The organism is Candidatus Streptomyces philanthi (assembly GCF_059553635.1).
Window position 1 is genome coordinate 26,695 of sequence record NZ_JCANQV010000021.1, and the last position, 6,790, is coordinate 33,484.

At 75.2% G+C, this 6,790-nt stretch carries 5 protein-coding genes; all 5 read right to left on the reverse strand.

Annotated features, from left to right (window positions below; all coding sequences use genetic code 11):
* Window positions 1–79: 79 nt before the first annotated feature.
* A complete protein-coding gene (locus AC51EU_RS05020) occupies window positions 80–904 on the reverse strand; it encodes a thioesterase II family protein (RefSeq protein WP_496265412.1) in 825 nt (274 codons plus the stop codon).
* Window positions 897–2,612: an ABC transporter ATP-binding protein gene (locus tag AC51EU_RS05025; RefSeq protein WP_496265413.1), complete on the reverse strand. Its 1,716-nt coding sequence runs from the start codon at window positions 2,610–2,612 to the stop codon at window positions 897–899. Before AC51EU_RS05025 ends, AC51EU_RS05020 begins: the two co-directional genes overlap by 8 nt.
* Entirely contained in the window at window positions 2,609–4,450 is a 1,842-nt protein-coding gene (locus AC51EU_RS05030; RefSeq protein WP_496265414.1) for an ABC transporter ATP-binding protein, read from the reverse strand. The genes AC51EU_RS05025 and AC51EU_RS05030 overlap by 4 nt, the downstream gene beginning before the upstream one ends.
* 340 nt (window positions 4,451–4,790) lie before the next feature.
* Window positions 4,791–5,876 (reverse strand): Gfo/Idh/MocA family oxidoreductase, encoded by a 1,086-nt coding sequence (locus tag AC51EU_RS05035; protein WP_496265415.1) that lies wholly within the window; start codon window positions 5,874–5,876, stop codon window positions 4,791–4,793.
* Window positions 5,873–6,790, reverse strand: a 918-nt coding sequence (locus tag AC51EU_RS05040; RefSeq protein ID WP_496265416.1) for a thioesterase domain-containing protein, incomplete at its 5' end; no start/stop codon positions are given. The genes AC51EU_RS05040 and AC51EU_RS05035, both read right to left, overlap by 4 nt.

A 6,790-nucleotide genomic window follows, 5' to 3' on the forward strand; every position in this document is an offset into this window, starting at 1 on the left:
GGCCGCGCGGCCCGGTGAGGGGTGAACCCCACCGGGCCGGGCCCCGCGTCCGGCCCGCGCCGTGGCGGGGCCGCACGGATCAGGGCAGGGCGGGCCACGCCGCGGATGTGCCGGCCGTCGCCTCCCGCGCCTGCGCCACGAGGGTGCCGAGTACCTGCCGGCGGTGCTCCTCCAGGTAGAAGTGCGCTCCCGGGAACGCGCGGAGCCGGCAGGGCCCCTCGGTGGCCTCGCGCCACGCCGCGGCCTCCCGTTCGTCGACCTCGGGGTCCTTGTCCCCGTACAGGACGGTGACCGGGGCGCGCAGCGGGACGCCGGGCAGCGGCCGGTACGTCTCGATCAGCCGGTAGTCGCACCGGACGGTGGGCAGCACGGCGGTCATCAGCGACGCGTCGTCCAGGACGCCGGTGCCGGTGCCGCCGAGGCGGCGCAGATCGGCCACCAGGTCGTCGTCGGTGCCGAGGTGCACGGTACCCGGCCGGGACAGCCGCGGCGCCGGGCGGCCGGACACCACCAGGGCGGCGGGTGCCCGGCCGGCGGCGGTCAGTCCCCGGGCGACCTCGTACGCGACGGCGGCGCCCATGCTGTGCCCGAACAGCACCGTCGGCAGGTCCGCGCCCTCCTGCCGGCCGGCGAGGAGTTCGCCGGTGATCGCGCCGGCCAGGTCCGCCATGGTGGTCGGCGCCGGCTCGGCGTAGCGGTCCTCCCGGCCCGGGTACTGGACCGGCGCGAACTCGACGTCCCACGGGGCGTCCACCGCCCATCGGCGGTAGTGGCTCGCGGCGCCGCCGGCGTGCGGGAAGCACAGCACCCGGGCTCTGGCGCACACCCGGGGCGCCGGGCGGCGCACCGCCTTCCCGGGCCGGGCCGGTGCCGGGGGCTGGGGGACCATGTCTGCCTCACTCACTCGGTACGGGTGCCAGGGAGACCTGCCAGAACCGGGCGTAGTGCCCGCCCTGTCGCAGCAGTTCGTCGTGGGTTCCCTGCTCGACGATGTGCCCGTCGTCCAGGAAGGCGATGCTGTGCGCCTGGCGGACGGTGCGCAGCCGGTGGGCGACCATCACCACCGTCCGCCCCTCCAGCAGGCGGTCGATGCCCTGCTGGACGGCCCGTTCGTTCTCCGGGTCCAGTGCGGAGGTCGCCTCGTCCAGCAGGACCACGGGGGCGTCCTTGAGCAACGCCCGGGCGATGGAGACGCGTTGGCGTTCCCCGCCGGAGAGGACCGCGCCGCCCTCGCCGACCCTGGTCGACCAGCCCTCCGGGAGCCGGGCGGCGACCTCGTCCAGGCGGGCGGCCGCGGCGGCGGCGCGGACCTCGGCGTCGTCGGCGCCGGGGCGGCCGAGACGGATGTTCTCCTCGATGGTGCCGTCGAAGAGGTAGACGTCCTGGAAGACGACGGAGATGCGGCTCATCAGGTTCTCGGTGCCGATGTCGCGGACGTCGACGCCGCCGAACCGTACGGTGCCGGCGTCCACGTCGTGGAAGCGCGCGAGGAGTTGCAGCAGGGTGCTCTTGCCCGCGCCGGAGGGGCCGACGACCGCGAGGCGCTTGCCCTGGGGCACGGTGAGGGACAGTCCGTCGAGGACCGTACGGCCGCCCCGGCGGAAGACGACCGAGTCGAAGGCGAGGTCGCTGCCGCGCGGTGCGACGGCCGTTTCCGGTTCCGGCAGCGGCTTCTCCCTCAGGACGGCGTCGAGCCGTTCCAGTTCACCGCGTGACGCCCGCATCTGGCCGCCCAGGTCGGACAGGGACAGCAGCGGGTCCACGCAGCGGGCGGCCAGCACGAGCAGCGCCAGCACCTCGGCGGGCTCGACCCGTCCGCCGAGGGCGAGCGTGGTGCCCAGCAGCAGCAGTGCGGTGAACGCGGCCTGCACGGTGAAGGACAGCCCCAGGACACCGGGCAGCGCCGACAGCGCGGAGCGCCGCACCGCCCGCCGCTGTCCGTCGAGGGCGTCGTCCAGCAGCCGGAAGCCGTCGGTGGTGCGGCCGCCCACGCGCAGTACGGGCTGGGCGCGCACGTACTCGATGACGCGTCCGGCGGCCTCGTCGCCGCGCCGCGCGCGTTCGGCGTCCTGGGCCGCCGTGGCCCGGCCGGTCCAGATCTGCGCGGCCGCGACGACGGGGACGGCCACGAGTGCGGCCAGGCCCATCCGCCAGTCGTGGCAGAGCATCACCACGACCACGGTGAGCGGGGTGAAGCAGGCCCCGATGAGTGGCTGGAGGCGGTGGGCCGGAACCGCCATCACCTGGAGCACGCTGCGGCTGGCGAGGACGGAGACGTCACCCACGCGCCGGGGGGTGAACCAGCCCAGGGGCAGCCGGGCCAGGTGGTCGCCGAGCCGGTGGTGCAGGCCGCGGGAGAGCGCGGCGCCGACGCGGAAGCCGGAGACGTCCGAGCGGTAGCGGAGGACGGCGCAGACGGCCGCGGCGGCCGCGAAGGCGCCGAGCCAGGGCCAGGCGGCGCCGGGCCGGCCGCCGAAGAGGGCGCCGAGCAGCGGGACGAGCAGCGCGTAGGAGAGGCCCTCGGCCACGGCGGTCGCGGTCATCAGGGAGAGGGTGCGCCGCAGCGGGCGCGCGTGCGCGTCGCCGAGGATGCGCAGCAGCAGACGGATCACCGGGACTCTCCTCCTCGCACGGTCGTGCCGTGGCCTGGCGGCACGGTGTCGGACCATGCCTGTTGTGCCTCCCACATCGCGGCGAACCGTCCGTCCGTCGCGAGGAGTTCGGCGGGGGTGCCGCGTTCCGCCACGGTCCCGTTCTCCAGGACCACGACGGTGTCGGCCTCGGCGATGGTCTCCAGGCGGTGGGCGATGACCAGTTGGGTGCGGTTCTCCCTGAGCGTGTCCAGGGCGTGGCGCACCTCGTGCTCGGTGCGGGGGTCGGCGAACGCGGTGGCCTCGTCGAGCACCAGGACCGGGGCGTCGGTGAGCAGGGCGCGGGCGATGGAGATCCGCTGGGCCTCCCCGCCGGAGAGTCCCGCGTCCTCGCCGATCACGGAGTCGTAGCCGCGGGGCAGTTCGAGGACGCGGTCGTGGATGCGGGCGAGGCGGGCGGCGCGGACGATGTCGTCGCGGTCGGCGTGCGGGACCGCGAGGGCGATGTTGTCGGCGATGCTGGCGCGCAGCAGCCGTACGTCCTGGAAGACGAAGGAGACCAGGCGGTACAGGTCCCGTGACGCGATGTCGCGCAGGTCGACGCCGCCGAGCAGGACGGTTCCGTGCGTCGGGTCGAAGAATCGCGGCAGCAGTTGCGCCAGGGTGGACTTGCCGCCGCCGGAGGGTCCCACCAGGGCGGTGACGGTGCCCTGTTCGAGGACGAGGTCGACGCCGCGCAGGACCTCGTGTCCGGGCTCGTAGGAGAAGCCGACGTCGCGCAGTTCCACCCGGTGGCCGCTCGGGGTCACGGGCCGCGGCGGCCCGGGCAGCGGTGCCACGCGGAGCAGGCCGCGGATGCGGCCGGCCGCCCGCTGGGCCGCCTGGATGTCGTCGAGGCCGTGTCCGAGGGCGGCGACGGGGGCGGTCAGGCCGAGGGACAGCAGCAGGAAGGGCAGCAGGTCGGCGGGCGGCATGGCGTCCGTGGTGATCAGGGCCGTGCCGCCGGTGAGGACGAGGACCAGGACGAAGGGCGGCGACAGCACCAGGGCGGCCAGGGCGCCGAGGCCCGCCACGCCGAGGACCCAGCCGAGGAAGTAGTCGGCGAAGTCGTCCGCCGCCTTGATGAAGGCGCGGTGCGCGCGGCCCGATCCGCCGAACGCCTTCACGACCGAGATGCCCTCGACGAACTCGACGGCGGAGCCGGCGATCCGTCCCATGGCCGCGTCCAGGGCGAGTTGGTCGCGTCGCCGGCTGTCCGACATGAGCATGAGGTTCAGTGCCAGGCCGAGCAGCACCGGGACCAGCGCGACCAGGGTGAGCCGCCAGTCGACGAGGAAGAGGTAGACCAGGGAGACCAGGGGGACGACGATCGCGGAGGTGATCTCCCCGGGGGTGTGGGCGGTCAGCGGGTGCAGGTCGGCGACGTCGTTCTGCACGACCTGGCCGAGCTCTCCGGCGCTGCGCCGCGCGTACCAGCCGAGGGGCACCCGGCCCAGGTGCGCGGCGAGCCTGCGCCGCAGGGACAGCTGGAGTTCGCCGTCGATGAGGTGCCCGATGCCCGAGGACAGGGCCCCGAACACGACGCGGACGAGCAGTCCGACCGCGCCGACGGTGACGACGGTCCATACATGGCCCTCGTCCACCGGGCCGGACAGGAGCAGCGAACGCCCCAGTTCGACGACGGCGATCAGGGGGGCGAGGCCCCCGAGGGCGCTGACGACCTGGAGGACGAGAACGGCGGTCAGGCCGAGGCGGTGGGGCCGCAGCAGCCCGGTGAGGGCTCCTTGTCCGGGGGCCTCGGTGTCCGGCTGTGCGGTGGGGGCCTCGCTCCGCTCGGCCGAGCCGGATGCGGTGGTCACTGCCGTACCTCCTTCGCCGGGGCGCCGCCGGCCGTCCGTGTCCGTACGGCCGCCGGGCCGGGGCCCCTCCTCGGTCCGCCGGTCCCGCCCTTCCCGGGCGGGCCCCCGGCGCGCGGGGCCCGGTGCCCCGGGGAAACGGCCGGTCCGGCCGTGCGGCCGGTCCGCCCCGCGCCGCCGAGCGACGCGGAGGCCATCCCTGCCTCGTCCACCACTCCTCCAACTTTTTCGTACGCGTTATATGTACGCGTACAATAACTCTATAAGGAGCGTGCGGCCCCTGTCACCCGGGGCACCCCGCCCGGCCCCGGAGGACGGGGCGGGATGACCCGGTACGCGGCGTTCACCGGCCCCCGGCGAGGAGGTCGGCGGCCGTCACCGGGGGGCCGGGGCGGGGACCCGCCGCCCGGGGGTAACCGAGGGCCTCGGTGAGTTCCTGCCAGGCGTGGGCGACCGTCAGGTGCCGCTGGGCGCCGCGCAGCGGATCGCCGCCCTCGTCGATGCGGGCACGCAGGACGTCCAGGGCGTGCAGCACGCCCTCCGGCCACACCTCCGTCAGCACCTCCCGCCACGAGGGCCCTTGTGCGGGGCCGAGCACCTCGGGGCCGGTGTCCAGGTGGCCGCCCTCCCCCGGGCCCGTGCCGTGCGGGCCGGGGAGGAACCTCCCGGACGCGTCCGTCCCGGTGCGCAGCACGGGGCTCCACACGACCGGGCCGTGGGTGGTGACCAGCGTCAGGTTCCCGGCGTCCGTGCCGACGGTGACGCGGTGCAGGAAGAGGCTGGTGCTGTCGTCCCCGGGCTCCATCCGGTTCTCCACCCGCAGGGTCAGCGGGACCCCGGCGACCGTCGCGTCCACGGCGGTCAGCGGACGGTCCCCGGCGCCGGCGGGCACCGTGACCGACCAGGGGCGCACCCCGTCGAAGATCTCGCCGAGGATGTCCAGCAGGTCGTAGGAGACCTGGACGGCGCACATCGCGTCCACGAACACCGGGGTCCGCAGCGCGACCAGCCGCCGGGCCGCCGTGACGAAACGCCGCACGGGTGCCAGGTGGGGGTAGAAGGTGTTCAGCAGGTACTGCGTGCCGGTGCGGCGGGCCGTGCGCAGGCAGTCCGCCAGTTCCGCCGGGTGCAGCGGGTGTTCCTGGAGGACATGGATCCCGCGCTCCATCAGCTGCCGCGCCAGTTCCGTCCCCGGTCCGCCGCCGACCGCGCCGGAGACGGCGACGCAGGCGGCGTCCACGTCGGCGGGCAGCCGGCCGACCGAGGAGTGGAGCGGGACGCCGTACTGCTCGGCGAGGGCCGCGGACCGGGCGCTGCCGCGGGCGACGATGCCGGCGAGGCGGTACCGCTCCGGGCGCCGGGCGAGCGCCGACAGGTAGACCTGCCCGAAGCGGGTACCGCACACCACGACGCGCAGCGGGCCGCTCATCGCCCGGCCCCGGGGTGTGCCGTGATCGCCGCGGCGGTCCGCGTGACGTGCGGGGCCTGGACGCAGCTGAAGTGGTCGCCGGGGACATCGGTGACCGTGAGTTCCCCGAGGCACAGCTCCCGCCAGAAGCGTGTCATGTCGTCCCGGAAGCCGGGGATGAAGTGCGTGGGCGCGAGGGGGCGGAGGAAGGTGATGTCGCCCGCGTACGGCAGGGGTTCGTAGTGGGTGACCGCCTGGACGGTGCGCTCGAAGACCCGGTGGAGCACGGCCACCTGCCCGGCGTCGTCCAGGCCCGGGCCGGTGCGGGCCAGTTCCTGGAAGAGGGCCGCCCGGCGTTCCGGGGCGGGCCGCTCGCCCAGCAGGCGGAAGCGTTCGGCGACGGACTCCAGCCGTTCGTCCCCGCCGAGCAGGGCGAACGCCCCGGGCTCCAGTGCCTTCGGGGAGCGGGCCAGGGCGGCGGCGAGGGCGTGCCCCATGTCGCCCTCGTCGGCGGGCCATCCGAGGGCGGCCAGGTCGCCGCCCATGACGCGGGCGAAGGCGTAGTCGATCATGAGTTCGTCGTGCAGGCGGTAGGGGATGCGGTAGCTGGACACGACGGTCAGCCGCCGTACCTCGGCGCCGCTCTCCCCCAGGGCGCGGGCCAGTTCGGCGGCGATCAGACCGCCGGAGCAGTAGCCCACCACCTCGACCTCGCGGTGCCCGGCGGCGAGCACCTCGCGCGCGTACTCGGCGGCCAGGTCCTCGACGAGCCGCTGCGGTTCGTGTGCGAGGTAGCGGTCACTGTCGGTCACCACGAGCCCCGCCAGGGGCCCGCCGGCCGCGAGTTCCTTGATCAGCGGGCGGTAGGGCGCGAGGGTGCCCAGCCCCTCGTGGACCAGCAGCCGTACCGGGCCCGTTCCGGAACCCCCCAGGTC

Coding starts and splice junctions, on each gene's coding strand:
- AC51EU_RS05035 (WP_496265415.1), bottom strand. CDS start 5,876: ATGAGCGGCCCGCTGCGCGTCGTGGTGTGCGGTACCCGCTTCGGGCAG.